The organism is Streptomyces sp. NPDC030995, assembly GCF_055571215.1.
Genome location: NZ_JBVIFS010000010.1, coordinates 66,800 through 92,118, shown reverse-complemented (window position 1 = coordinate 92,118; position 25,319 = coordinate 66,800). Strand labels below are relative to the sequence as shown.

The following is a 25,319-nucleotide window of genomic DNA, read 5'->3' as shown; positions in this document are numbered from 1 at the left end:
GGATGGCCGTGAGCGAGGGAGGTCCGCACCACGGCTCGCCACGGGTCCCTCTCCCACCCTCAGCCCAGGCGGGCCGGGGAGGAGGCCCCCGGGGCCAGCAGCTCGGGAGCTCCCGAGCCGTCGGCGGGCACGGTCCACAGGTCCGTGCTGTCGACGGCTCCGTCCGTGGGCAGGGCGTAGGCGAGGGTACGGTCGTCGAGCCAGGCGGCCTGGTCGTCCACGCTGCGCTTCTCCGCGAGCGGCTGTTCGCGCAGGGTCCGCAGGTCCATCACGTGTTCGCGCCACAACGAGGCTCCGGGCCGCACCCGCTTCTTGTACGCGATGCGGGTCTCGTCCGGGGACAGGGACGGGCATTCGACGTTCTGCGCCAGGGTGGTGACGCTGCGCCGGGAGATCGAGCCCTTGACCAGGTGGGTCCGGCCGGCGGTGCTGAGGGTGGCGTAGAAGGTGTCGTCGTCCTTGGTGAAGGTGACTCCCCAGAAGTTGACGTCCTGGGCGCGGTAGTCCCGGCCGTCCAGGGAGACGGCGAACTCCTCCAGATCGGCTTCGAGTTTCCACGTACGGGTGTCCAGGATCGCGGTCCGAGTCGAGAAGAACGCGGCTCCGTACGACTCGCCGGAGACGAAGACGGTCCAGGCGACGAACCGGCCGCTCGGCGAGACGCGGGCCCTGCTGGGGGTGCCCGCCAGCGGGAAGCTGCGCACCGTGCGCAGGTCGGCGTCGACGATCAGGGCCTTGTTGTCCTGGGCGAGCGCGCCCGGCATGGAGCGCAGGCACACACCGGTGCCCGCGGCGGCGTGGAACCGCTGGCAGGTGAGGTCGGAGGCGGTGCGCGCGCCCTCGGGCGCATCGGCCGGGACCGAGGCGAGGGATCCGCGGTGCGGGCCCTGCCCGCTGTTGAGCAGGGCGAGGCGGCTCGGCGCGGTCAGCGTGACGGCGCCCTCGGCGACCGCCGGGCCGCCCGTCCGCGGCTGGTCGGCACGGGAGGCGGAGCGCAGCACGAGTGCGGTGGCCAGGCCCCCGAGCAGCAGCACCGCCACCGTGAGGACGAGCAGGCGGCGTGAGAGGGTCATCCGGTTCCTCGCGGGCTTCGGGTCGGGTCGGGGACGGTGGCGGCGTCAGGGGCCGCCGGACGCAGGACGAAGCCGGCCACGGCCGCGCAGCAGAACAGGCCGGCCGCCGCGGCGGCGAGGGCCGGCCCGGTGCCCCAGAGCGTCCACGCCCCGCCGAAGGCCAGGGAGCAGCCGAAGCGGGCCAGCGCCTGGCCGGTGCCGACCAGGGCCAGGCCGGTGGCGCGCAGCCGCGCGGGCACGGTGGCGGCGACGGCGGCGGGCAGCACGCCGTCGGTGGCGGCGTAGAACATGCCGTGCAGCGCGAGGACGAGGTAGGGCAGGGCCGGCCAGTCGGGGGCCCACAGCAGCAGCCCGTACCCGGCCAGCAGGAGCGCGTGCCCGGTGAGGAACACGGTGCGCCGCCCGATCCGGTCGGCGAGGGTGCCGGCGGGTACGGCCAGCAGCAGGAACACGGCGGCGGTGCCGAGCGGCATGAGCGGGAACCACTGCTCGCCGACGCCGGTGCGGCGCTGGAGCAGCAGGTAGACGAAGGCATCGCTGACGGTGGTGAGGCCGAGGAGGACGGCGCAGCCCGCCAGGGCGCGCAGCCGGGGCAGGCGCAGCAGGGCCAGGGCGTCGCGCAGGCCCACGGGAGCCGGTTCCGGGCCCGCGTGGGCGGCCGCGCCGCCGCCCGTGCCGCTGCCTGTGCCACCGCCCGGGCCGCCCGCGGCCTTCGGCACCGGGCGCAGGTCGCCGCCGCCGGACGGGACGAACAGCACGAGCACCACGAGGCCGAGCACGGCGACGCAGGCGCTGACCCCGAAGACGGCGTCGTAGCCGTCGACCGCCACGCTGAGGATCATGAAGGCGGCGAGCGGGCCGAGCAGCGCCCCGGTGGTGTCCATGGCCCGGTGCACCCCGAAGGCGCGGCCCTGTAACTCCGGTGGTGTGGACAGGGAGATCAGGGCGTCGCGCGGAGCGGTGCGCAGGCCCTTGCCGGTGCGTTCCAGGGCGAGGACCATGCCCACCGGGCCCAGGCTGTGGGCGAACAGCAGCAGCGGCTTGCACAGCGCGGACAGGCCGTAGCCGATGCCGGCGATCAGCTTGTGGTTGCGCACCCGGTCGGCGAGGTGGCCGCCGGTCAGCTGCACCAGGGCGCTGACCCCGTTGTAGACGCCGTCGAGGGCGCCGAAGCCGAGGGGGCTCAGGCCCAGACCCGCGATCAGGTACAGGGGCAGGACGGCGGTGACCATCTCGGAGGAGATGTCGGTGATCAGGCTGACCGCGCCCAGGGCCAGGACGGTCGAGGCGACCGCGGGGTTCCGGACGGTGCCGTGACCCTCAGGCGCGGTCTTCGCGCCCGCGGGCGCGGAGCGGTCCGCGAGATACATGCTCTGGAGCCCCCGATGCCGACGGTCTGAGTCACTCGAACGTGCGATGGAACCCTAGTCGTTGTACGGGCCTCCGGCGGGGCCAAATTCAGCCTCGCCGGCTGCTCTCGTCCCGCAGCCAAGTGGAGAAGTCCCCGTCGCGGATGGCCTTGCGGGACCCCCTGCGGGCGGCGAGGGCCGCGACGGCGAAGACCACCACCCCGGGAAACAGGCTCGGCCGGTCCCGCAACAGGGCGCGCAGATCGGCCGTACCGGTCCGTGCGGTCGGCGCCGCCTCCCCTGCCGGGGCCCCGGCCCGCTGCGCCGCCTGGAAGCGCTCGAACTCGGCGGAGGAGGTCGCCGCGCGGATCCGCCGCCTGACGAGGTCGGACCAGGTGCGCGGGGGATGCACGACGACCCGGGCCGACTCCACCACGCGCCGCTCCCCCGGCCCGAAGGCGAGGGAGGCGGCCAGGTCGTCGGCCATCAGCGGCGGCAGCGCGGTGATCCGCGCGTGGCCCGGCTCGGTCACCGCGATGACCCCCCGGCCGAACAGGCCCTCGCGGACGGCCGGAAGCCGCTGCCAGACCCGGTAGTACGCCCGGACCGGCCAGGCGCAGCCGGACAGGGGGATGTCGCGGCCGGGGGCGGCGGCGAGGAGCTCCGGGCTCTCGGCGAGCGCGCCGACGAGGGCCCGTACGTCGGCGGCCCCGACGACGACGTCGGCGTCCACGTAGAGGCGGGGAAAGCCCCGCGCGTGCTCGTCCCCGACCCGAAGTGCCGCGTGTTTGGAGGGAGTCGGGATCTCGACCACCCGTACGCGGGCACCCCGCGCGCCCGCCACCCGGGCGGTGTCGTCCGTACAGCCGTTGCACACCACGACGATGTCCGGACCGGATGACGATGGCGATGGCGATAACGATGACGAGGTGTCGGCCAGGAGCGCGTCGAGGAGCCGGCCGATGACCCGGCCCTCGTTGTGGGCCGGTATCACGATGCTGGTCACCCGGGCAGTATGCACGGTCGAACACCCGCTCCAGGCGATTGTGCCAACTCTGCCCGGGGGTAGGCCCGGTGGACTAGATTGAGCGGCGCCGACCCGATTCGGCACGCGGTACGGGTTCGGCTGCCTGGGGGACACGCAGCCGGTCCGGGGGGTGGTACGCGGAGCACGCAGAGCATCGGTTGTGGGGGGCCATCACCGTTGAGCAGGTCATGCACGGGTCGCGCAGGCGTCCGGCCTGCCCTCGACGGCTTTCCCCTCCATCTCACGCGCCCCGGCCATGAGTTGTCGACACGCCGGCGGGCGTGCGCGGAAGGAAGGGGAACGCTGTGAAGCCCAACACTGTGAAGGACGGCGCGCAGGACCCGGGGCGGCCGGAGCCATTAGGCGTCGCCGTGGTCGGCGCCGGCTACTGGGGCCCCAATCTCGTCCGCAACTTCCAGTCCAGTCCGCAGTTCCGGCTGCACTGGCTCTGCGACCTGAACGTGGACCGCGCCCGGCAGGTGCTCGGCGGGTACTCCACGGTCCAGGCGACCTCGGACTACGCGGCCGTCCTCGCCGACCCGGCCGTCCAGGCGGTCGCCGTGGCCACCCCGGCCGGCACGCATCTGGACGTCGCGCTGGCCGCCCTGCGCGCCGGCAAACACGTCCTCGTGGAGAAGCCGCTCGCCGCCACGTACGAGGACGGGCTGCGGCTGGTGACCGAGGCCGAGGAGCGCGGTCTCACGCTGATGTGCGACCACACGTACTGCTACACCCCGGCGGTGGGCCGCATCCGGGACATGGTCCGCTCCGGCGAACTGGGCGAGATCCACTTCGTGGACTCGGTACGCATCAACCTGGGGCTCGTCCAGAGGGACGTCGATGTCCTGTGGGACCTGGCCCCCCACGACCTGTCGGTCCTCGACTTCATCCTCCCGGACCACGTCCAGCCCGTCGCGGTCGCCGCGCACGGAGCCGATCCGATCGGGGCCGGGCAGTCCTGCGTGGCCTATCTGACGCTCCAGCTGAGCACCGGCGCCATCGCGCACGTGCACGTCAACTGGCTGTCCCCGACGAAGGTGCGGACCACCATGGTCGGCGGTTCCAAGCGCACCCTGGTGTGGGACGACCTCAACCCCACCCAGCGCGTGTCGGTCTTCGACCGCGGCGTGGAGCTGAGCACCCCGCAGGAGATCGGGGTGGACGAGCGCCGCGACATGCTCGTCTCCTACCGGACCGGCGACATGGTGGCGCCCGCGATCGGCGAGAAGGAGGCGCTGCGCAGCATGGTCGAGGAGTTCGCCGGGGCGATCCGGGCGGGGCGGCCGGCGCTGACGGACGGCAGGGCCGGCCTGAAGGTCCTGGACATCCTGGAAGCCGCCTCCCGGAGCCTGGAGTTCCGCGGCGCGGTCGTCGGACTGCGCACCGGGCGTTGACCGTGCGCAGGCCGCTTGCACGCAAGACGATGAACGACTCAGTGGGGGCAGGGCGTTGAGCAGCGTACGAGGCAAGAGGATTCTGGTCACCGGCGGAGCGGGCACCATCGGCTCGCACCTGGTGGACCTGCTGGTGGACAACGGGGCACGCGAGGTCGTGGTCCTCGACAACTTCGTGCGGGGGCGGACCGCCAACCTGGCCCGCGCCCTGCCGAGCGGCGTGGTGGAGGTCGTCGAGGGCGATATCCGCGACGTCACCGCGGTGCGCAAGGCGACGGAGGGCGCCGACCTGGTGTTCCACCTCGCCGCCATCCGGATCACCCAGTGCGCGGAGGAGCCGCGGCTGGCGAACGAGGTGATGGTGGACGGCACGTTCAACGTGCTGGAGGCCGCGGCCGCCGCCGGGGTGGGCAAGGTGATCGCCTCGTCCTCGGCCTCGGTGTACGGACTGGCCGAGGCCTTCCCGACCGGCGAGCGCCACCACCCGTACAACAACGACACCTTCTACGGCGCCGCGAAGGCCTTCAACGAGGGCATGCTGCGCAGCTTCCACGCCATGTACGGGCTGGACTACGTGGCGCTGCGCTACTTCAACGTGTACGGGCCCCGGATGGACATCCACGGGCTCTACACCGAGGTGCTGATCCGCTGGATGGAGCGGATCGCCGCGGGCGAGCCGCCGCTGATCCTCGGTGACGGCACCCAGACCATGGACTTCGTCCACGTACGGGACATCGCGCGGGCCAATCTGCTGGCCGCCGAGTCAGACCTGACCGACGAAGTGTTCAACGTGGCGAGCGGGACCGAGACGAGCCTGCTCGACCTCGCGCTCGGCCTGCTGGAGGCGATGGGCGCGGACGGCCTGGTGCCGGAGCACGGACCGGCCCGCGCCGTGAACGGGGTGACCCGGCGGCTCGCGGACACCTCGGGTGCCGCCGGGCGTCTCGGCTTCACGGCGGAGATCGATCTGCGCGGCGGGCTGCGGGACCTGGTCGACTGGTGGCGGGCCGAGCGCGCCGCGGACGCCGCCTCCGCCGGAGCCACCGCCGGGGAGGCCGGCCGATGAGCGCGCGGGAGCCCGCAGCGCCGGCCCGCATTCCGGTGATGGTGCCGTGGCTGGGCGAGGAGGAGGCCCGGGCCGCCGCCGACGCGGTGCTCTCCGGCTGGGTCGCCCAGGGTCCCCGGGTCGCCGCGTTCGAGCGGGCCTTCGCGGAGCGCGTGGGCGCCGAGCACGGCATCGCGGTGAGCTCGTGCACCACCGCCCTGCACCTGGCCCTGATCGCCCTGGACTTCGGTCCGGGCGACGAGGTGGTCGTCCCCTCCCTGTCCTTCATCGCCACGGCCAACGCGGTGCGCTACGTGGGGGCTCGGCCGGTGTTCGCGGACGTCGAGGAGGCCACCGGCAATCTGACCCCCGCCACCGTGGACGCCGTCCGCACGCCCCGTACGAAGGCGGTGCTCGCCGTGCACCAGGGCGGGGTGCCCGCGGACGTGCACGCGCTGCGCGCGGCGTGCGCCGACTGGGACCTCGCGCTGGTGGAGGACGCGGCCTGCGGGATCGGCGCGACGGTCGGCGGCAAGTCCGTCGGCCACGGCGCACTGCTCGCCGCCTGGTCCTTCCACCCGCGCAAGGTGATCACCACCGGCGAGGGCGGCATGCTGACCACCGACGACGCCCAGTGGGCCGAGCGGCTGCGACGGCTGCGCGAACACGGGATGAACGTGTCCGCCGCGCAGCGGCACGCGAGCAGCAAGCCGATCGTCGAGAGCTATCTGGAAGTCGGCTACAACTACCGGATGACCGACATCCAGGCCGCGGTCGGCCTGGTGCAACTGGGCAAGCTGGACGCGATCGTGGCCCGGCGGCGGGCGCTCGCCGCCCGGTACACGGAGCTGCTGCGCGAGGTCCCCGGCCTGCGCCCGGTCCGGGACCCCGGTCACGGCCAGGGGAACTTCCAGTCGTACTGGGTGCTGCTGGCCGAGGACTTCCCGGTCGGCCGGGACGAGCTGCTCGCGGCGCTCTCCGAGGCCGGGATCTCGGCCCGGCGCGGGATCATGGCCTCGCACCTGGAGCCGGCCTACGCGGGCCACGGCGCGGCCCCGCTGCCGGTGACCGAGCGGATCAGCCGCGACTCCCTGATCCTGCCGCTGTTCCACACCATGACGCAGGAGCAGCAGGACCGGGTGGTGGCGGCGCTGCGCGAACAGGCCGGCGGGTGAGCGGGCCGCAGGGCACCGAGGACCTGCTGGTCATCGGTGCGGGCGGGTTCGCCCGGGAGACCGCCCAGGCCGTACGGGACGTGGCCGCCGCGGACGTGGCGCGCGGCCGCCCTCCGCGGTGGCGGCTCGCCGGGCACCTCGACGACGACCCGGCCCTGCACGGCCGGGACGTGGACGGGGCGGCGGTACTGGGCGGCTGCGAGCTCGCGCACGAGCTGTGGGCCGCCCGGGTGGTGGTCTGCGTGGGCAGCCCGCGCGACTACGCCGTACGGGCCCGTCTGGTGCGGCGCCTGGGCCTGCCCGTGACCCGGTACGCGACGGTGGTCCACCCCACGGCGGTGGTGTCGGGGTCCTCGATGCTCGGCGCGGGCTCGGTGCTGCTCGCGCACTGCGTGCTGACCGCCGCCGTCCGGGTCGGGTCCCATGTGGCGGTGATGCCGCAGGTGGTCCTCACCCACGACGACGCGGTCGGGGACTTCGCCACGCTCGCCTCGGGCGTGCGCCTGGGCGGCGGGGTGCGGCTGGGGCGGGGCGCCTACGTGGGCGCGGGCTCGCTGGTCCGCGAGTCCACCACGGTCGGCGCCTGGTCGCTGACCGGCATGGGCAGCACGGTCCTCGGGGACGTACCGCCCGGCGAGGTCTGGGCCGGGAGCCCGGCCCGCCGGCTGCGCGCGGCGGACGGTCCGGCGCTCGACGAGCTGCGGACCGATGGGGAGATGACCGGCCTGCGGCCGGAGACACGGATGGAGAGCCGAGTCAGATGAACCAGATACCGCTCGTCGACCTGAAGGCGGCGCACGCCGAAGTGGCCGAGGAATTACGGGCAGGATTCGACCGTGTCCTCGCCGCCACCGCGTTCATCGGCGGTGAGGAGGTCCGCGCGTTCGAGCGCGAGTACGCCGACTTCGCCGGGGTCGGGCACTGCGTGGGCGTGGCCAACGGCACCGACGCCCTCGAACTGGCCCTGCGCGCCAGTGGGGTCGGCGTCGGCGACGAGGTGGTGCTGCCCGCCAACACCTTCATCGCCACCGCGGGCGCCGTCGCCCGGATCGGGGCCCGGCCGGTGCTGGTCGACTGCCTCCCCGACAGTCTGCTGATGGACCCGCAAGCCGCGCTGGACGCGGTCGGGAAGGCCACCCGCGCGGTGGTCCCGGTCCACCTGTACGGGCAGTGCGCGGCCACCGCGGAGCTGGCCGCGCAGCTTCCGGCGCACGTCAAGGTCGTCGAGGATGCGGCGCAGAGCCAGGGCGCGACCCGCGACGGCCGCTCCCCCGGCAGCGGCGGGATCGCCGCGACCAGTTTCTACCCGGGCAAGAACCTGGGCGCGTACGGGGACGCGGGCGCGGTGGTGACCGACGACGAGGAGACCGCCGACCTGGTGCGGGCACTCGCCAATCACGGCGGCGTCGCCAAGTACCGCCACGACGTGGCCGGGTTCAACAGCCGGCTGGACGGTCTGCAGGCCGTGGTCCTGCGGGCGAAGCTGGCCCGGCTGGCCGAGGGGAACGCGGCCCGCCGGGCCGCCGCCGCCCGGTACGACGAGCTGCTGGGCGAGCCGGCGGCGGCCGGGCGCCTCACCCTGCCGGTCACGGCGGAGGGCAACGTCCACGTGTGGCACCTGTACGTCGTGCGGGTGGCCGGCGCGGACCGCGACGCCGTCGTCGGCAAGCTCAACGCGGAGGGCATCGGCGCGGGTGTGCACTATCCGGCTCCGGTCCACCTCACCCCGGCCTTCTCCCACCTCGGCCACGGCCGCGGGGACTTCCCGCACGCCGAACGGGCCGCGGACCGGATGCTCTCCCTTCCCCTCTTCCCGCAGATCACCGCCGCTCAACAGGAGCGGGTCGTGGACACGCTCGCCGGCGCCCTGCGCTGACGTAAACCGATGAGGTCCAGATGAACAGACGGACAAGGTTGCTCCGGTACGGTCTCTTCACCGTGATCGCGACCCTGATGGCCACGGTCCTCCCGCCGGCCTCGGCGGCCGGTGCCGCCGACCCCTGCGGTCCCGGTACGAACGCGATCGTGTGCGAGAACTCCAAGCCGGGCACGCCGATGTCCGACTGGTTCTCGGCCGGCGCGTACGGCGACATCAAGGGCTTCCCGACCCAGACGAGCGTCCAGCCCGGCGACACCGTGCAGTTCAAGATCCAGTCGTCGACGCCGTACCGCGTCTCGGTCTACCGCCTCGGCCACTACGGCGGCAACGGGGCCCGCCTCCAGTCGACCGCGGCCCAGGCCGCCCAGACGTACCCGGCGAACTTCCTGCCGGGCGGGAACCCGCGCGGCTGCACCACCAAGACGTCCACCGGCCTGGTCGACTGCGGCAACTGGCCGGTCACTGCGACGTGGACCGTGCCGTCCGACGCCGTCTCCGGTCTGTACGTGGTCAACTTCGACCAGGCGGACGGCAACGGCGTGATGCCCTACCCGTTCGTCGTCCGCAACGACTCCAGCCACTCCGACATCGTGGTGCAGACCAGCGACCAGACCTGGCAGGCGTACAACAACTACGGCGGCCAGGACCTCTACGACGGCGGCGGGCCCGCCCCGGACGGGCGGGCGTACGAGGTCAGCTACAACCGGCCCATGGACATCGGCGGGGAGAACGGGATCTACGGGTCCGAGTTCCAGATGGTCTCGTGGCTGGAGCGCAACGGCTACGACGTGAGCTACATGTCCGGCATCGACGTGTCGACCCGCGGCGCGCAGCTGCTGAACCACAAGGTGTTCATGTCCTCGGGGCACGACGAGTACTGGACGCAGGAGCAGTTCACGAACGCGCTGAACGCGCGCAGGGCCGGGGTCAACCAGACGTACTTCAGCGGCAACGAGGTCTTCTGGAAGACCCGCCTCGCCCCGAGCATCGACGGCGCCTCCACCGCCAACCGGACGCTGGTCTCCTACAAGGAGACCAAGCTGTCCTTCCCGCAGCCGAACGGCGTCCCCGACCCGAGCGGGATCTGGACGGGCACCTTCATGGACCCGGCCAGCGCCACCAACGGACGGCCCTTCCAGCCGCAGAACCAGCTGACCGGCTCGATGTTCAGCGTGAACGGCTACCGCAGCGACGCGATCACCGTGCCGGGCACCTTCGCCAAGCAGCGGCTGTGGCGCCACACCAGCGTCGCGAACATCACGCCCTCGCAGACGGCCACGTTCCCCGCCGGTACGCTCGGCTACGAGTGGGACAGCGACGTGGAGAACGCCACCCGGCCGACCGGGCAGATCCAGATGTCGTCCACCACGGTGGACATTGACGACGGCAAGCTCCTGAAGGACTACGGCAACACGTACGGGAACGGCACCGCGACACACAGCCTGGTGGCCTTCCGGGACCAGACCTCGCACGCCCTCGTCTTCGGCGCGGGCACGGTGCAGTGGTCCTGGGGTCTGACCAACATGCCCGTCGGCAATCCCGACGACGCGGTGGTCACCGAGGACAAGCGGATGCAGCAGGCCACCGTGAACGTGTTCGCCGACATGGGGGTCCAGCCCAAGTCCCTGCAGAGCAACCTGGTCGCGGCGAGCGCCTCCACGGACACCGTGGGCCCGGCCGTCACCGTGACCAGCCCGGCGGCGAACGCCACCCTGCCGGCGCTGCGGCCCGTGACCGTCACGGGCACGGCCACGGATTCCGGCGGCGTGGTGGCCCGCGTGGAAGTGTCCACCGACGGCGGGACCGCCTGGAAGGCCACCACGGGCCTCGGCTCCTGGAGCTACACGTGGACCCCGACCACCCCGGGCCCGGTGCAGATCAAGGTGCGCGCGGTGGACGACAGCGTGAACATCGGCGCCACCACCACGGTGCCGCTGACCATCGGCCCCCAGCAGTGCCCCTGCACCGTCTGGCCGGCCGCGGCCGTGCCCGGCACCGTCAACGCCGGTGACGGCGGCGCCGTCGAGCTCGGCGTGAAGATCCGCTCCTCGGTGGCGGGTTCGATCACCGGCATCCGGTTCTACAAGTCCCCCGCCAACACCGGGACCCACATCGGCAGCCTGTGGAGCAGCACGGGCCAGCGCCTGGCCACCGGCACCTTCACCAACGAGACGGCATCCGGCTGGCAGCAGCTGAACTTCTCCTCACCGGTGCCGGTGAAGGCGAACACCACCTACATCGCCTCCTACTTCGCGCCGCACGGCGGCTACTCCTTCGACACCACCTTCGCCTCCGGGGACGCGGGGCTGGCCCCGCTCACCGCGCTGAAGAGCGGCACCGACGGCGGCAACGGCGTCTACCGCTACAGCACCACGGGCGGCTTCCCGTCCACGACCTCCAACGGCAGCAACTACTGGGTGGACCCGGTCCTGGACACCTCCACCGCGAGCACCACGCCGCCGTCCGTCAGCTCGACGTCGCCGCAGTCCGCGGCGACCGGGACCCCGATCACGGCGGCGGCGACGGCCACCTTCAGCACCGCCATCGACGCGGATTCGCTGGTGTTCACGCTGAAGGACGCCGGCGGCGCCACCGTGCCCGGTACAAAGACCCTCGGCGCGGCGAACAGTGCGACCTTCACCCCGTCCACCGAACTGGCCCTGAACACCACCTACACGGCGTCGGTGCACGCCGCCGACCTGTGGGGCAACACCATGGCCGCGCCGGTCACGTGGAACTTCACGACCAGCGCCTCGCCGCCGACGGTGAACTGCCCCTGCACCCTGTGGGGCAGCAGTGCGGCGCCGAGTACCGCCAACGTCGGGGACGACGCCAACTCCGTGGAGCTGGGCACCCGCTTCCAGTCCGCGGTGAACGGCTACATCACCGGCATCACCTTCTACAAGGGCCCCGGGAACACCGGCACGCACACCGGCACCCTGTGGTCCGCCTCCGGCGCGCAGCTGGCCACCGGCACCTTCGGCAGCGAGACCCTGTCCGGCTGGCAGACGCTCAAGTTCGCCACCCCGGTGGCCATCACCGCGGGCACCTCGTACGTGGCCTCGTACCACGCGCCGAACGGCAACTACTCGGTGGACGGCGGCTACTTCACCGGCGCGCACCGCTCGTACCCGCTGGTCGCCCCGGCCGACGGCAACGGCGGCGCCAACGGCCTCTACAAGTACGGCTCCGCCACCGCCTTCCCCACGAACACCTTCGGCTCGGTGAACTACTGGGTCGGCCCGGTCTTCACCACCACCCCGCCGGCCGCCGCCCCGCCCGTCGCCTCCTCGGAGGTGACCGGCCAGTGAGCACGGTCAGCGTGGTGATCCCCTGCTACAAGTACGGCCACTTCCTGGCCGACTGCGTCAAGAGCGTCCTGGACGAACAGGAGGGCGTCGACGTCCGGGTCCTGATCATCGACGACGCCTCGCCCGACGACTCCGCGGACGTGGCACGCGCGCTGGCGGCGGCCGACCCGCGGATCGAGGTACGGGTCCACGAGCGCAACCAGGGGCACATCGCCACCTACAACGAGGGTCTGCTGGAGTGGGCCGACGGGGACTACGTGGCCCTGCTCTCGGCGGACGACCGGCTGGTCCCCGGGGCCCTGGTGCGCGCCGCCGCCCTACTCGACGCGCATCCGGAGGCCGGCTTCGCCTACGGCAGGCCGCTGCGCTTCCGGCACGGCGGGCCGCTGCCCGCGGCCCGGACCCGCAGCACCGGGTCGGTCGTCTACCCCGGACGGTGGTGGCTGGAGCGGCGGTTCCGGGAGGGCACCGGGTGCATCACCTCACCGGAGGTGGTCGTCCGCACCAGCCTCCAGCGCAAGGTCGGGGGCTACGATCCGCAGCTCCCGCACGCCGGGGACATCGAGATGTGGATGCGGCTCGCGGCGCACGCCGACGTGGGCTACATCAGCGGGGCGGATCAGGCCTTCTACCGGGTCCACGGCAACAACATGTCCACCACGGACTTCGGCGGGCAGCTCGACGACCTGCGTCAGCGGCTCGTCGCCTTCGACTCGGTGCTGGACAAGTGCGCCGGGCTGCTCCCGGGGGCCGAGGCCGACCGGCTGTCCGTGGCGGCGCGTACCCGGCTGGCCCGGTACGCGCTGCGGCGCGCCTACCGCGCGTACGACCGGGGGCGCACGGCCGTGGTCCCGGTCGAGGAGCTGGTGGAGTTCGCCGCCGAGTGCCTGCCCGGCGGCTACACCTCGCTGGCCGAGTACCGGGCGCTGCGCAGGCGCTGTCGCGTCGGGGCGCGCGTGATGCCCTACCTCCAGCCGCTGGTGCTCTCGGCGGTCGCCGACCGGGGGCGCGAGTGGCTGTGGTGGCAGTCGTGGAAGCGCCGAGGGATCTGATGCACCGTCCGTTCCACTCAGTTGCCCGCCCGCCGCGCCCGGCGGGCGAGCAGCTGGTCGCTCCACAGGGCCGCCGGCACTCCCACGACCCCGGCCAGCAGGACCGATCCGGCCAGCCCCCGGCTCTTGGTGCCGGTCTGCGCCACGGCGTTCGGCGGCACCAGGAGGGTGACGCTCATCCGCGCCGACTCGGGGATGCCCTGGCCCGTCTGCAGGTCCGTCAGGCGCTTCGTGTAGAGCTCGATGATCTTCCGTACGGCGGTGTCGGCCGCGGCCGGGCCGGGCTGCTCGGCCTGGATCTGCAAGGAGGGGATCAGGTAGCGCGGGGTCACGCTGGTGCCGCTGTTGCGCGGTATCAGCCGGTAGGTGCCGGTGACTCCCGCGGCCCTGAGCTCGGCCTCCCCGGCGGGCGAGTCCAGCTGCTGCACCGTCGCGTAGGAGGCGGCGGCGAGCGGCGGCTGCAGATTGGCCAGCTGGTTCGGCTGGTTGCCGGTCACCGGTGGCTTGAGCACGACGATCGCCGTGCTCAGGTACGTCACGGAGGGGCGGAGCACCTGGTAGGCGCCGGCGGCCGCGAGCACCATCGCAAGGACCAGGACGTACCAGCGCCGACGCAGCGCGCGAACCAACTCACCAGGCGACACACGATTCCCTTCGTCGCGATCGATCCTCGCAGTACATGTGTCGGCACGCCATCAAATCCCGTACCTTCTGGGGGCGTTAGTGACCATCGGTGAAATACTCGCGGTGCTACGGCGGCGCTGGTACGTGATGGTGCCGTTGACGCTGATCGGCCTCCTCGCGGCCGGGCACCTGTACCGGTCGGTGCCGGTGGCGTACCAGTCGCAGAGTTCGGTGGCGCTGATCGATTCCAAGGCGGTGGCCGAACTGGCGCCGGCCTTCGGCAATCCCATCTCGAACGCCGGCGGTTCGCTGGTCGTGACCGCTGACGTGCTGATCAGAACCCTGTCGGGGACGGATGCGGCGCGGGATCTGCAGGGCCTGGGCGTGACGGACCCGTACACCGTCTCCTTCGCCGCGAACGCCTCGGGACCGTTGCTCACGCTGACCGTCACGGGCACCGACCGGGAGAAGGTGCTCCGGGAGACCAACATCCTCACCGGTTTCGCCGGGGAGCAGCTGGGGGCACTCCAGGCGGCGGCCAAGGTCGAGCCCGCGTACTTCGTGCAGACCACGCCCGTGGTGCTTCCGCAGACCCCGCGACCCCAGCTCAAGAGCCGCTACCAGCAGGTGCTGGGCGTCCTCATCCTCAGCACGACGGCCGGTTTCACGCTGTCCTTCGTGACCGAGAGCCTGGTGGTGGCCCTGCGCCGCAGGCGCGCGAACGGGTCGTCCGGTGTGCGCGCCTGGCGTGCGCACCGGCGGGCCCGGGGCCGGCAGCTGGACGCGGTCACGCTGCTCAGCGGTTATCTGGCGCTGGCCTTCTTCATCCCCTCGAACCTGACGCTGCCGGGGATGGGCGGGGTGGGCACCCCGGCCAACGTGTTCGCGCTGCTGGGCCTGTTCTGGTACCTGGCGGCCTGGATCACCGGCCGCATCCGGCCGGCCCCGGGCACCCGGCTGCCCCGGGTCGTGATGTGCCTGCTGGCCGTGTCGGTCCTGGCCTCGTACCTCGCGAACGCGACGCGCGGCAGTACCCAGAAGGAGGTCCTCGCGGCGGACCGCGGCCTGATCGCGCTGCTCGTCTGGGTGGCCCTGGTGGTGCTGGTCTCCGCCGGGATCCAGGACCGGGCCCGGCTCGACGTCCTGCTGCGCAGGGCCGTCGTGATGGGGGCGGTGGTGGCCGCGATCGGCTTCTACGACTTCTTCACCGCGACCAACATCGCCGACAAGATCAGCATCCCCGGGCTCAAGTCGGCCGTCGCCCAGATCACCGCCCTGGACCGCGGCTCCTTCACCCGGCCGCGCTCCACCACGGCGCAGCCCCTGGAGTTCGGCGGGATGCTCGCCATCCTGCTGCCCTTCGCCGTGCAGCAGGCCTTCGATCCGGTAAGGCGGCACCTGAGCGGGTGGCGCCGCTGGGGGCCGGTGGTGCTGATGGGCGGCGCCCTGCCGCTGACGGTGTCGCGGACCTCCATCATCGGGGCGCTCATCGTGATCCTCGTGATGGTGCTGCGCTGGAAGCCGCAGCGACGGTGGACGGCGATCGGTGTACTGATGGTCTCCGTGGCCTGCTTCAAGGTCATCGTCCCCGGGCTGATCGGCACCATCACCACGTTGTTCGGCTCATTCCTGGCGAACTCCGACAGCAGCACCCAGGCGCGCACCCTGAAGTACAGCGCGATCGTCCCCTACCTCGACGAACGCCCCCTGCTCGGCCGGGGCTTCGGGACCTTCCTGCCCGAGCTGTTTTTCTTCACCGACAACCAGTACATGCTGACCCTGGCCGAAATGGGCCTCGTGGGGCTGATCGCGCTCCTGGTGATCCTCTTCACGGGAATGCACCAGGGCGGCGCCGTCCGCAGGCTGGCCCGCACCGAGTCCGACCGGGAGCTGGGCCAGGCGTTCTTCGCCTCGGCCCTCGTCTCCCTGGTCATCAGCGCCACCTTCGACGCCCTCAGCTTCCCGATGTTCGCCGGGATCTTCTTCCTGACGATCGCCGCCGGAGGCAGCTACCTCGGCTTCATCCGGCGCGAGGCGCCGAAGCCCCGAACCGTGGAGTCCCCGTGCCCGGTCCCGTCCCTCCCGTCCGTCCCATCCATCCCGTCCGTCCCCTAGGCCCCGTCGCCGTTCTCGTCGTCACCTGGAACAGCGCCGGGGTGCTCCCGGAGTTCCTCGCCTCGCTGCCGGAGGGCACGGCCGGGCTGGACTGGCGCTTGGTCGTGGCCGACAACGACTCGGCCGACGGCACCGTGGACCTGGTCCGCTCGCTGGCCCCGGACGCGACCGTCGTCCAGACCGGCCGCAACGCCGGTTACGCGGCCGGGGTGAACGCCGCCCTCGGCGCCGCCGCCGCGTGGGAAGGCGGCTTCCGTGCGGCCCTGGTGTGCAATCCGGACATCCGGATGCGGCGCGGCTGCGCCAAGGTGCTCGTGGACGCGCTCGACGCGCCCGTGGCCGACGGCGACCGCGTCGGGATCAGCGTGCCGCTGCTGTACGAAGAGGACGGCCGCACCCTCGTGCACTCGCTCCGCCGGGAGCCGAGCGTGACCCGCGCCCTCGGCGAGGCCGTCATCGGCAACCGCCGGGCCGGGCGCTTCCCCCGCCTGAGCGAACTGGTCACCGACCCCGCCACGTACGAGCGGCCCACGTACGCGGACTGGGCGACCGGAGCCCTGATGGCCCTCTCCGCGGACTGCCTGGCCGCCTGCGGCCCATGGGACGAGTCCTTCTTCCTCTACTCCGAGGAGACCGAATACTGCCTCCGTGCGCGAGACCGGGGATACGTCACGCAGTTGGAGCCGACGGCCGAGGCCGTTCACCTGGGGGGCGACTCTCAGGTGTCGCCCCGGCTGTGGACTCTGCTCACCCTCAACCGCGTCCGTCTGTACCGGCGCCGGCACGGCCCCCTCGCCACAGCCGCCTTCCGCACCGCTGTCCTGCTCCGGGAGACATCACGCGCCGCGCTCGGCCGCCCGGCCAGCCGAGCGGCCGCCGCCGCCCTCGCCCGACCGGGCGCCTTGCGCGCCACGCCGGGGCCGTGATCGCGACCCGTCCGGGAGGTGCGTTCCCCCGGACGGGGCTGACTGCGTCAGGGGCGCGTCTTCCGGCGTCCGAGTCGCCGCATCACAGGCACCTCGACGAACCGGTGCATGAGCCCCGCGAGCGCCACTGAGAGAACGAGCGCTCCGACGGTGAGCGTCCAGGCCTTTGCCGAGGCCGAACCCTGAGCGCCGAGCCCCCGCATGAGATCCACGATCACCGACTGATGGATCAGGTAGAAGGCGAAGGAGATCTCTCCCAGCCACACCGCGGACCGGCTCCGCCACACACTCGGCTTCCCCTCGACGTCGGCGACAGCCACGGCAGGGATGAGCAACGCGAACGGGATCGCGGTGACGGCCGACGTTTCCGCGTCCGGCGGGAAGTACGGCGTCACGGCGTAGGCGACGACGAGAAGCACTGCGACGGACCACATGGGAATCCGCGGCCAGCGCCCGCTCTTCACGACGAGCGCCATCAGAATCCCGAGCACGAACTCCAGCAAGCGGACCGGCGGGAAGATGTAGACGAACCAGTAGTGCCGCTCGGCAGGCAGCAGCGTCGCCATCACGGGCACCGCGAACACGGCCGCTACGCACGCCGTAGCGCTCGCCCACAGCCTCTCCGGACGGATGCGTCTCAACACGGGCAGCAGCGCCGGGAACAGGGCGTAGAAGAACGCCTCACACGCGAGCGACCAGCTGACCGAGTTCGCGCCGAAGTAGACGCGCGGGTCCGGCCACCACGCCTGAACGAGCCCCAGGTTCGCCGCTCCGACGAGGAACCCGACGGCATGGCCGGTCGCATACAGCCCGGCGAGGGAGATGACGAAGGCCATGACGTAGTTCGGGTAGATCTTCGCCGCTCGACGCCGCCAGAAGGCACGAGCGGTGTCTCCTTGCCGTGCTGACCACGTCAGGACGAAGCCGCTGAGGACGAAGAAGAACGAGACGCCCACAGCGCCGGCGCCCGCCGTGCGAGCGAACGCGTGTTGTGTTGACGACGGAGCCAACAGCCCCGATATCGAGACGTGGAAGCAGAAGACGAGGAATGCGGCGACGAACCGGAGCCCCGTCAGCGAGGGGAGCCTCGATCCGTCGGCCTGCGTTCCGGCCCGCCTGTCCGATCCGTCGGTGACCCCAACTGCACTCATGAATCCCCCCAAGAGCCCAAAGCGACCCGATCCGACTCACACGGCACTGGAGTACTGGCTCGCGCTCCGCGGTCGGCACACCATGGCGATGAAGTCGTGCCCAACCTCCGGCAGGGCCGCGTCCTCCGCGGCGAAGCACCGCTCCAGCAGCTCCAGCGTCTCCGGCTGCTGGTCACGGAAGTTGTGCGCGATCCCGGAGAACGCGATGTGCAGGACCGTGCCCCCGTACGGCCGTTCCTCGACGACGTCGAAGTGGCGCCGCAGGCCCGGCAGCAGCGCCGCCGCGTCGACCGCCTCCGAGGGGTCGTCCAGCACCATCGACAGCCTGCTGGGCCGTACGACGCGCCGCTTGATCCGGCCGTCGGCCAGCCGCCGCCGCTCCTCGGGGAGCCGGGCCAGCAGCTCGTTCGCCGCGTCCAGCTGACCGTCGGTCCACTGGAACCGGGTAGGGCCGACGAACTCGTCAACGACGAACGTCCCGCCGGGCTCGATCAGCCGGGACAGCCGCGGCAGGGTCTCGTCGAGGTGGTCGAAGTGGTGCAGCGACTGGAGGCCCAGCAGTACGTCGAAGCGTTCCCCGTCGGCGGCCATGCGGTTGACGTCGGTGACCCGGAAGCGCAGGACGTCGGCGAGGCCCTCCTCGGCGGCGGCGCGGGTCGCGAAGTCGATCCGCTGCTGGGCCACGTCCACGCCCTCCAGGAGACCGAAGGCGCCGGTCTTCGCCCAGAGCAGTTCGTTCCCACCGGTGCCGCACCCCAGCGACAGGCCGCGCAGATCGGCGCGCGGCGCGAAGTGCTTGGCGGCCACGTACTCGGGAAAGGAGATGTCCGCGTCGCCGGTCATCAGCAGGTTCCACCGCTTGATGACCGGCGGTATCGCCCACCATTCGGTCAGCGACGGGTCGACCTGGGACCAGTGCTGGACCACCCGCGCGCCGCCGCGCACCCGTAGCTTGGCCAGCACCGGATCCAGGTCCAGCTTGCGCACCTTGCGCAGCAGCCGGTCCGCGTCGTGTCTGTTGATCAGGTTGTTCAGCATGTGGGCTCCGTTCGTACGGCTGTCAGCGACTTCGTGACACCGAGCACCCGCTCGCTGAGGAGCACCGATCCGGGGAACAGGTAGCTCATCTCTGCGCGGGTCAGCAGCTCGATGTTGATCACGGCGTTCATCGCCGACTCCGGGCTGTCGGGACGGCTGTGGACGAGCGGCCAGTGCCGTACCAGACGTGTCCTGGCGGCCAGTGGCAGGAACTGGAAGCCGGGCGCCACGAAGTGCGGCTCGACCGGGAAGTAGCGGTACGGCGTCTGGATCCAGTGCAGCGGGGCCAGTGACTCGACGGCGGCGACGAACCGCCGGCGCTGGCTGTGGCCGCCCACGTGCTCGATGGTCGAGTTGGAGAACACCAGGTCGTAGCCGCCCTGGGCGCTCAGTTCGGCGGCGACCACCGGGTCGGTGACGTCGGCGACCTCCGCGGTGATCCAGTCGGGCAGGTCGGCGGGATGTTCCTCCAGATTGATCAGGTGGACGTGCTTGGCGCGCACTGGTGCACGCAGCCACATCTCGGCCGTCCCGCCCAGGTCCACGACGCTCATGCTCTCGATGCCGGGGAAGCAGCGTTGAAAACGCTCCCAGCGGGCGATGCGCATGCGTTCGCCCAGCGAGCCGGGCGCGTCGACGAACTTGTTCCTGAGGGCACGGGATAGGGGCATGGGATCAACCACCTGTGGTCGGAGCGGAAAGGGAGCAAGCCTCAACTGGGCTGTTGCCATTGCGTGTAGAAGCTGGCCGGGTTCATCAGGTATCGGACGGTGGGATGCGGGACATGGAGCACCCGGTACCGGCGGCCGTAGCGGCGGATCAGCTCCCAGTCCTCGCGGGGCAGCACCTCCGGTGTCCGGCGCAGACGGCTGAAGTGCAGGGAGCGATTACGCCGGGCGACAAAGGCGTTGGTGTCCAGGAAGGCCTCGCGGGCGGCGCGGCGCCGGTCGTAGGGCACCGAAAGGACGTCCTTCTCGCTGCCGTCGGGCAGGACGCGGCGCAGCGCCGTGTAGACGCCGTCGGGCCCGCCGGGAGACTCCAGGACCGCCAGCGCCCGTTCCAGATGGTCGGGTTCCCACAGGTTGTCGTCGTCCAGGAACGCCACGTACCGCGAGCGGGTGAGGCGGATGCCCACGTTGCGCACGACGCCCGCCACACCGGTGTTGCGTGCCAGCGACACGGCGAACAGCCTTGGGTCATCGGGGAGTCCGGGCAGTCCGGCGCCGTCGTCGACCACGATCACGACCTGGTCGCGAACGGTCTGGGCCAGGGCCGAGCGCACCGCGGCACGCAGCGCCTCGGGGCGCCGGTGGGTCGCGATCACCGTGGCGACCAGCGCCGGGGGCGGCGACGGCAGGACGACGGCCAGCCGCCCGGTCTCGGCGTCCTCGATCCGGCGCAGCCGCACCGCGGTGGGGGCCAGCAGGACCTTGTTCCTGGCCTCGAAGAGCACCAGCCAGCCGAACACCGCCTTGAGCAGCGTCCAGGACGCCCGCGCGACACGGCGCACGAGGCCGCTCATGAGGCCGGCTCCGGCTGGATCGGGCGGCCGTCGGACATCCGGTTGCCCCGCCACACGTTTCCGGCGCCGCTGTCGTTCCAGTGGGCGACCACGCCGTATCCGCCGGCCGCGGGGTGGTACTGCGTCGAGAAGACGTTGTCGGTGACCTTGATTCCGGTGGCGCCGGTGCTCCCGCCATAGAGGGCGTAGGCGCCGCCGGCGATCCAGTTGTTGTCGACGGTGACATTGCGGACCACCCCGGTGTCCGCGAACAGGCCGATACTGCCCGAGGCGCCCTGCGTGAGGCTGCTCGGGTTCAGCAGGGTGTTGTGGCGGATGATCAGTTCCCCGGTGTTGCCGCCGCCGCTGATCACCGCGTTGGTGTGCTGCCATTCGCCGCCCAGGTTGACGAACGGGACGATGTCGTGCACGTAGTTGTCGTGCAGATTGCCCTGTCCCATGGCCAGGGCGTCGCCGAACACCGAGACGTCGCACCAGCCGACCTCGATGGAGCTGCCCCCCATGTTCGACACCGCGTAGTCCACGCCGCCGTTGTCCGGCCCCTTGCCGGGCACGGCCGTGATGGTGGAGTGCAGGACCCTCAGGCCGCTGTAACCGGGGCGCAGGTTGATGCCCCACCAGTTGTCCGAGGTGATCTTGCTGTCGATGACGGTGACGTCGTTCGCGTAGATGTCGAGGGAGCCGGTGATGTCCCACCCCCGGATGACGAGCCCGTTCTCACGGACGGCCATGTACCCGGTCTCGTGGGGCGTGAGGGGGATCCGCGGACCGGTGGTGCCGGCGTCGGGGAAGCCGCAGGCGCCGGGAGAGGCGCAAGCGGTCTTGGCCGCGGGTGCGCCGGACGCACCGCCGGTGCCCGCCGTCGCGGTGGGCTTCCCCGTCGGGGGCGGCGAGGCGGCGGGGCGGTCCGTCGCCTGGCCGGCCGCGGTCGACGGACCGGCGCTCGGTGCCGCCGAGGTCCCGCTCGCGGGGCAGGTCAGCGCGTCATCCGCGCAGTCCGACGAAGCGGACCGGTCCGGTCCCGAGCAGGCCACGCCCAGGACCGCCAGTAAGGCTGCGAGCAGCAGTCCCGCAGCTAAGTTCCGGCTGATGCGCCGTGACATCGGGCTCACCTCATGTCCTGTCGGGTGGGCCGCACCGGTGCGGACGACCGGTGCCGGCCGCGGTGGGTCCGGTCGCCGCGGCCGACGCCGCGCAGGAAGTCGCGGCTGGGCAGTACGCACAGCGTGTAGCCGGCCAGGGCGATCGTGCTGATGGCGAGGAGGGCGAGCGGGCCGTCGCCCAACCGGTGCTCCAGGCCGAGGATGATCGCGGCCATCACGGCCCCGCCGAGGAAGGGCCACGCGCAGGCCCTGGCGATCGAGCCGACACCGATGCCTCCACGGCTGAGGGCGTACAGGAACACGGGCACCACCATGCCGCCGGCGACCAGGACATGGGCCTGTGAGGCTCCGACGATGCCGTTCAGGCGGGCGCCGACGAGGAGCACCGGGATCAGGGCCGCCAGCCACAGGCCCTGCACCAGGAAGAGCGACCGGCGCTGTCCGATCGCGACCAGACAGTCGTAGGCGAGTTCGCTGCCGATGCGGATCAGGCCGAGGGCCATCAGCCAGGGCAGTGCCGCGGCGGCGGGGGCCCAATGGCTCCCGTAGATCAGCTGGACGGCCGGCCCCGCCAGGCCGGCCAGCAGGACGCACAGCGGGACGGTGGCGGTGATCACCACGCCCAGGGCGCGGCTGAAGCCCTGGGCCAACGCCTGGGGTGAGTCGGCCAGGCGGGAGAAGCCGGCGAAGGAGACCCGGCGGGCGGCCTCGGAGATGATCCGCACGGGCCAGCCGGAGATGTTGAAGGCGAGCACGTAGAAGCCCAGCGCCACATTGCCCAGGGTCGCGCCCACCACCATGGTGTCGACGTTGACCACCGCGAGGGCCAGCATGCTCGCGCCCGCCAGCGGAAGCCCGAACCTGAGCAGCGCCCGGGCCTGTTCGGGGTCCCAGCCGAACTTCAGGGTGCCCGGTGCCGCCAGCGAGCAGCCGATCAGCGTCACGACGTTCCCCGCCACGGCTCCCCAGGCGAAGCTCATCGCGCCCCAGCCCTCGAAGGCCAGCAGCAGCGTCACCGAGGTACTGATCACGAAGTTGAGCCCGTCGATGATCATCCGCTTGCCCTGGGCGAACTCACGGGTGAGGAAGCCGCCGGGCACCTGCGCCACCCCGTCGATCACCACGCACAGGCACATCACCCGCAGGACGCCCGCGGCGTCCGGCGAGCCGAGCAGACCGGCCGCCGTCGGCGCCGCCGCGAACAGCGCCACGTACAGCAGGCCGCTGGAGAGGGTGCTGAGGGTCAGTACGGTCGGCGCGAACCGCCGTGCGTCCCCCTCCCAGCGCACGATGGCCAGGCCCACACCCAGCTCGTTCGCGGACAGCAGGACCAGCAGCACGGTCTGGGCGATGCCGTACACGCCCCACTCCGCGGGGCCCAGGGCGAAGCGTGCCAGCACGATGCCGGTCGCGAAGTTGCCCAGGCGCATGACGACGGTGTTGATCAGGCTCCAGCGGGCCGCCGAGCGGACCTTCCGGCCAAAGGAGGGAGAAGCGAGGAGTGCGGGTGCGGGAGGAGCGGGGGCGGGAGGAGCGGGGGCGTCGCTCGGCTCACCGGTCTCACTGTCCGGTGCGCGGGCGGTGTCCATGAGTCGACTCCTCGTCGAGCGGCTCGGCGGCGGATGCCACGGGCATGACGGGCTGTGGCGCCTTGGGCTCTGCGGCGGCCGGCCCGTCCTCGGCGGACCGCGCCCAGCTGGGCGGCCGCCGGATGGCGAGCGTCCTTTCCACGACCGGTTCCCCGGTCGAGGGGAGGGGGGCGGCCGTCTCCTCCTCCGGCTCGGGCTTGGGCCCGGGGTTGTGCGACCTCTTCCGCGCCTCCACGTAGAAGGCGGCGACCATGCTGAGCACCAGGCCCAGGCCCCCGGCCATGACGAGGTACTGCAGCCTGGTCTTGGTCTCGGCCACCGGCTTCTGCGGCGGCACGATCGTCGCCATGCGGATCATGGCGTCCGGGGCGACCTTCTGCTTCGCCTGGAAGTCGGTCAGCCGGGTCGCGGCGTAGGCCGTGAGCTTCTGGTCCGACTCAAGGAGGCGGTCCGGATCGCTCCCGGTGACGATGAGCCACATGAACGGACCCAGGGCGTTGTCGGCGATCTTCGCCTCGGGGGTTCCGGTGACGCCCAGGTCCTTGAGGTCGGCCAGCGAGGCGTCGGAGTTGAGGTTGCGGGCGAGCCCGTCGGCCATGCCGGTGAGGGAGGTCTGCGTGCTCAGGAAGGGGTTGCCGTCGTAGGCCTCGGTGGCCTTCTGCGAGTTGAGCAGGGTCACGGTGCTCTGCGACCGGTACGTCACCGGCACCACCAGGTACACGCCGACGACGAGCGCCGCGGTGATCAGCAGTCCGGGCAGCAGCACGTACCAGCGTCTGCGCATGACCCGCCAGATCTCGGCGAGATCCATGGTCTTCCCCTTCGAATTGCGGTTCTACGGAACGAGGTCGGTGGGCCGGAGCCGGGTGTCCGCGGCCCCGCCGTCCAACAGGACCCCGGCTATGCGGTCGCCGGCCCGGCCGTCCCAGAGCTCGGGGCAGCGGGCGGCGGGCGGATCGTCGAGCACCCGGTGCACGGTGGCCACGATGCGTTCCGGGTCGGTGCCGGCCAGGACGTTGGTGCCCTCCTCGACGGTGATGGGGCGCTCGGTGTTGTCCCGCAGGGTCACGCAGGGCACGCCCAGGGCGGTGGTCTCCTCCTGGATGCCCCCGGAGTCGGTGAGCACCAGGCGGGCGGAGTCCTGGAGGGCGATGAAGTCGAGGTATCCGGCGGCCGGAACCAGCCGGATGCCGTCGGGCACGCCCAGTTCGGCCAGCCGCCCGGCGCTGCGCGGGTGCACGGGCAGCAGCAGGGGGCAGCGGCCGGCGATCTCGCCGAGGGCCTTCAGCAGGCCGCGCAGTGCCCCGGGGTCGTCCACGTTGGCCGGCCGGTGCAGGGTGACCAGGCCGTATCCGCCGCGGGTCAGCTCGTACCGGTCCAGGACGTCCGACTTCCTGGCCCGGTCCAGGTTGGCGAGGAGGGTGTCGATCATGACGTTGCCGACGACGTGGATCTGGTCCTCCCGGTAGCCCTCCGCCCGCAGGTTCACGGCGGCGTCGGGCGAGGGGGCAAGCAGGTAGTCGCTGACCCGGTCGGTGGCGACCCGGTTGACCTCCTCGGGCATGCTCCAGTCGCGGCTGCGCAGCCCGGCCTCCACGTGGGCCAGCAGCGGGCCGGCCTTCGCGGTCACCAGGGCGCAGGCCAGCGTGGAGTTGATGTCGCCGACCACCACGACCGCGTCCGGGGCCAGCTCGTCGAGCAGCGGCTCGAAGGCGGTCATCACCCGACCGGTCTGCTGGGCGTGGGTGCCCGAACCGGCGCCGAGGTACCGGTCGGGGGTGCGGATGCCGAGGTCGCGGAAGAACACGTCGTTCATGGACTCGTCGTAGTGCTGGCCGGTGTGGACGAGGACCACCTCGGCGCCGCGGCGCTCCAGCGCGTCCATCACCGGTTTGATCTTCATGTAGTTGGGCCGGGCTCCGGCCACGCAGACGATCCTGGTCATG

General features: G+C 72.0%; 21 protein-coding genes. 9 read left to right on the top strand and 12 right to left on the bottom strand.

What is annotated here, in order from left to right:
• Window positions 1–59: 59 nt before the first annotated feature.
• The 3 genes from ACZ45T_RS17565 to ACZ45T_RS17555 form a co-directional block, all read right to left on the bottom strand.
• On the bottom strand, window positions 60–1,073 hold the full coding sequence (locus ACZ45T_RS17565; protein ID WP_468442132.1) for a TolB family protein: 1,014 nt from the start codon (window positions 1,071–1,073) through the stop codon (window positions 60–62).
• Window positions 1,070–2,443 carry an MFS transporter gene (locus tag ACZ45T_RS17560; RefSeq protein WP_468442130.1) on the bottom strand — a complete coding sequence of 458 codons (1,374 nt, stop codon included), beginning with the start codon at window positions 2,441–2,443 and terminating at the stop codon, window positions 1,070–1,072. The genes ACZ45T_RS17565 and ACZ45T_RS17560 overlap by 4 nt, the downstream gene beginning before the upstream one ends.
• Before the next feature lie 88 nt (window positions 2,444–2,531).
• On the bottom strand, window positions 2,532–3,428 hold the full coding sequence (locus tag ACZ45T_RS17555; protein ID WP_468442128.1) for a glycosyltransferase family 2 protein: 897 nt from the start codon (window positions 3,426–3,428) through the stop codon (window positions 2,532–2,534).
• A gap of 326 nt (window positions 3,429–3,754) precedes the next feature.
• Here ACZ45T_RS17555 and ACZ45T_RS17550 point away from each other — a divergent pair, with 326 nt between their 5' ends.
• Genes ACZ45T_RS17550 through ACZ45T_RS17520 form a run of 7 tightly spaced genes read left to right on the top strand, consistent with a single transcriptional unit; the run spans window position 3,755 to window position 13,305 of the window.
• Window positions 3,755–4,843, top strand: a complete 1,089-nt coding sequence (locus ACZ45T_RS17550) for a Gfo/Idh/MocA family protein (protein WP_468442126.1) — start codon at window positions 3,755–3,757, stop codon at window positions 4,841–4,843.
• Between the two features lie 55 nt (window positions 4,844–4,898).
• Entirely contained in the window at window positions 4,899–5,909 is a 1,011-nt protein-coding gene (locus ACZ45T_RS17545) for an NAD-dependent epimerase/dehydratase family protein (RefSeq protein WP_468442124.1), read from the top strand.
• Window positions 5,906–7,063, top strand: a complete 1,158-nt coding sequence (locus tag ACZ45T_RS17540; protein WP_468442122.1) for a DegT/DnrJ/EryC1/StrS family aminotransferase — start codon at window positions 5,906–5,908, stop codon at window positions 7,061–7,063. The genes ACZ45T_RS17545 and ACZ45T_RS17540 overlap by 4 nt, the downstream gene beginning before the upstream one ends.
• Complete coding sequence (locus tag ACZ45T_RS17535) at window positions 7,060–7,827, top strand: NeuD/PglB/VioB family sugar acetyltransferase (RefSeq protein ID WP_468442120.1); 768 nt, start codon at window positions 7,060–7,062, stop codon at window positions 7,825–7,827. Before ACZ45T_RS17540 ends, ACZ45T_RS17535 begins: the two co-directional genes overlap by 4 nt.
• A complete protein-coding gene (locus tag ACZ45T_RS17530; RefSeq protein ID WP_468442118.1) occupies window positions 7,824–8,939 on the top strand; it encodes a DegT/DnrJ/EryC1/StrS family aminotransferase in 1,116 nt (371 codons plus the stop codon). The genes ACZ45T_RS17535 and ACZ45T_RS17530 overlap by 4 nt, the downstream gene beginning before the upstream one ends.
• Window positions 8,940–8,959: 20 nt before the next feature.
• Window positions 8,960–12,253 (top strand): DUF4082 domain-containing protein, encoded by a 3,294-nt coding sequence (locus tag ACZ45T_RS17525; RefSeq protein WP_468442116.1) that lies wholly within the window; start codon window positions 8,960–8,962, stop codon window positions 12,251–12,253.
• Window positions 12,250–13,305, top strand: a complete 1,056-nt coding sequence (locus ACZ45T_RS17520) for a glycosyltransferase (RefSeq protein WP_468442114.1) — start codon at window positions 12,250–12,252, stop codon at window positions 13,303–13,305. Before ACZ45T_RS17525 ends, ACZ45T_RS17520 begins: the two co-directional genes overlap by 4 nt.
• A gap of 17 nt (window positions 13,306–13,322) precedes the next feature.
• On the opposite strand, the gene ACZ45T_RS17515 is transcribed toward ACZ45T_RS17520, so the two are convergent.
• Window positions 13,323–13,949 (bottom strand): hypothetical protein, encoded by a 627-nt coding sequence (locus tag ACZ45T_RS17515; RefSeq protein ID WP_468442112.1) that lies wholly within the window; start codon window positions 13,947–13,949, stop codon window positions 13,323–13,325.
• A gap of 79 nt (window positions 13,950–14,028) precedes the next feature.
• Here ACZ45T_RS17515 and ACZ45T_RS17510 point away from each other — a divergent pair, with 79 nt between their 5' ends.
• Entirely contained in the window at window positions 14,029–16,044 is a 2,016-nt protein-coding gene (locus ACZ45T_RS17510; protein WP_468442110.1) for an O-antigen ligase family protein, read from the top strand.
• The gene (locus tag ACZ45T_RS17505) at window positions 15,993–16,970 is read left to right on the top strand and encodes a glycosyltransferase (protein ID WP_468442108.1); all 978 of its coding nucleotides are present in this window, start codon (window positions 15,993–15,995) and stop codon (window positions 16,968–16,970) included. The genes ACZ45T_RS17510 and ACZ45T_RS17505 overlap by 52 nt, the downstream gene beginning before the upstream one ends.
• Window positions 16,971–17,017: 47 nt before the next feature.
• On the opposite strand, the gene ACZ45T_RS17500 is transcribed toward ACZ45T_RS17505, so the two are convergent.
• Genes ACZ45T_RS17500 through wecB form a run of 8 tightly spaced genes read right to left on the bottom strand, consistent with a single transcriptional unit; the run spans window position 17,018 to window position 25,318 of the window.
• The gene (locus ACZ45T_RS17500) at window positions 17,018–18,133 is read right to left on the bottom strand and encodes an acyltransferase family protein (protein WP_468442106.1); all 1,116 of its coding nucleotides are present in this window, start codon (window positions 18,131–18,133) and stop codon (window positions 17,018–17,020) included.
• A 24-nt stretch (window positions 18,134–18,157) separates the two neighbouring features.
• The gene (locus ACZ45T_RS17495) at window positions 18,158–19,159 is read right to left on the bottom strand and encodes a class I SAM-dependent methyltransferase (RefSeq protein WP_468442104.1); all 1,002 of its coding nucleotides are present in this window, start codon (window positions 19,157–19,159) and stop codon (window positions 18,158–18,160) included.
• Window positions 19,153–19,830 (bottom strand): class I SAM-dependent methyltransferase, encoded by a 678-nt coding sequence (locus ACZ45T_RS17490; protein ID WP_468442103.1) that lies wholly within the window; start codon window positions 19,828–19,830, stop codon window positions 19,153–19,155. The genes ACZ45T_RS17495 and ACZ45T_RS17490 overlap by 7 nt, the downstream gene beginning before the upstream one ends.
• Window positions 19,831–19,871: 41 nt before the next feature.
• The gene (locus ACZ45T_RS17485) at window positions 19,872–20,681 is read right to left on the bottom strand and encodes a glycosyltransferase family 2 protein (protein ID WP_468442101.1); all 810 of its coding nucleotides are present in this window, start codon (window positions 20,679–20,681) and stop codon (window positions 19,872–19,874) included.
• Window positions 20,678–21,784 (bottom strand): hypothetical protein, encoded by a 1,107-nt coding sequence (locus tag ACZ45T_RS17480; RefSeq protein ID WP_468442099.1) that lies wholly within the window; start codon window positions 21,782–21,784, stop codon window positions 20,678–20,680. Before ACZ45T_RS17480 ends, ACZ45T_RS17485 begins: the two co-directional genes overlap by 4 nt.
• A 5-nt stretch (window positions 21,785–21,789) precedes the next feature.
• Entirely contained in the window at window positions 21,790–23,373 is a 1,584-nt protein-coding gene (locus ACZ45T_RS17475; protein ID WP_468442097.1) for an oligosaccharide flippase family protein, read from the bottom strand.
• Window positions 23,345–24,184: a YveK family protein gene (locus ACZ45T_RS17470; protein ID WP_468442095.1), complete on the bottom strand. Its 840-nt coding sequence runs from the start codon at window positions 24,182–24,184 to the stop codon at window positions 23,345–23,347. Before ACZ45T_RS17470 ends, ACZ45T_RS17475 begins: the two co-directional genes overlap by 29 nt.
• A gap of 24 nt (window positions 24,185–24,208) precedes the next feature.
• Window positions 24,209–25,318: a non-hydrolyzing UDP-N-acetylglucosamine 2-epimerase gene (wecB, locus tag ACZ45T_RS17465; RefSeq protein WP_468442093.1), complete on the bottom strand. Its 1,110-nt coding sequence runs from the start codon at window positions 25,316–25,318 to the stop codon at window positions 24,209–24,211.
• Window position 25,319: the final 1 nt, after the last annotated feature.